The sequence below is a fragment of the Paenibacillus roseus genome (assembly GCF_016424485.1).
Taxonomy (GTDB): Bacteria; Bacillota; Bacilli; order Paenibacillales; family Paenibacillaceae; genus Paenibacillus_D; species Paenibacillus_D roseus.
The window spans coordinates 1-1200 of sequence record NZ_JAELUP010000055.1 but is presented as its reverse complement, the minus strand read 5'-3'; the positions used below and the strand labels follow the sequence as shown (position 1 = coordinate 1200).

Sequence of the window (1200 nt, the reverse complement as noted above, 5' to 3'; positions counted from 1 at the left end):
CCAGGGCAATCGCTTACGGAATCAGTCTGAAACGGGAATTTGAAGCACTCTGAGCAGGTAGTTATGATCCCAACTGCAAATTTTGAGTTTGGTGCGCATACTGCCCTTCCTTGTAGTTTCCTTCTTGACAAGATTCAGGGCGAGGTGCCGCAAGACATTCAAGTTTTCAGCACCATGCCCCGTACGCGCCCGGCTTTCGTCTTCGCGCATCACCGTGTCGAGCACCCAATGGATCTTATTTTCAATGCCCCAGTGGCTGCGGCGAGTTGCCAACAATTGTTGTGCCGTTGCGCCTTGCTGACCGTAAATAAAGTAACTGGTTTCGGTGGTGCGCTTTTCGCCGATTTGACGCTCGGAGACGATCATCCCGATCCCGGCGATCTTTTTCCAGTCCGCTTTACCGCTTAGCCATTCGATTCCTTTGGTCACATAACAGGTTCGAATTTCGATGCGCCCATGGTCTTTGTTTTTCGTTTGTGCCCACTGCCCTGCTGCTTGCAATTGCTTCTTCGGCTGGCTTTGAACTTCCTCTTCCAGGTAGTAAGCGATGTCTTGCCGCAACGTTTTTTGATTAGCTTTGCTTGCAGCACGTAGTCGGCTCCCCGTTCAATAATCGTTGCTGCGATGTCTTCTGAGTTCCCATCGCATCAATTGTGACGATACATCCTTTGATGTACAACAGTTTCAGTAGTTCAGGAATCGCCGTGATTTCATTGCTCTTTTCGTCCACGGCGATCTGACCCAATACCAATTGGTTCTCGTTTGCCCAAGCGCTAACCACGTGTATCGGGCGTTTTCCACTTGCCCCGTCTTTGCTCCGGCGAATCGTTTTACCGTCAAAGTCAATGACTTCTCCGCTGATTCTCTCACGCACGGTCTCGACCCATTTTTGAAAGGCTTCGTGCAGATATTTCGGATCCACTGCGGACAAGATATCGCCAAAGGTATCGTGCGAAGGACAACCGCCGGGGAGTTCAAGAAACGTTCGAAGCCATTCTTCTCGTACTTCGGCGAACGTTTCCATATCCACATACGTCCGTGCGTCACTGATGATCGCCAGTACGGCGATGACCAGGACTTCATCAAGTTTATGTCGAATTCCGTTCCCTTTTCTCGGTTCCGGAATGCCCTGAAACAGCTCTAATAAACTTTTTTTCATCACAAGTTCATCTCCTGTTGGAAGCTTATCCTTGTGATTTC

At 49.6% G+C, this 1200-nt stretch carries 2 protein-coding genes; both read right to left on the bottom strand.

Annotation, left to right across the window (positions count from 1 at the left end):
• Nucleotides 1-21 precede the first annotated feature (21 nt).
• The gene (locus JFN88_RS24845) at nucleotides 22-561 is read right to left on the bottom strand and encodes an ISAs1 family transposase (RefSeq protein ID WP_199019372.1); all 540 of its coding nucleotides are present in this window, start codon (nucleotides 559-561) and stop codon (nucleotides 22-24) included.
• A gap of 10 nt (nucleotides 562-571) precedes the next feature.
• On the bottom strand, nucleotides 572-1200 hold a 629-nt coding region (locus JFN88_RS24840; protein ID WP_269846550.1), incomplete at its 5' end, for an ISAs1 family transposase.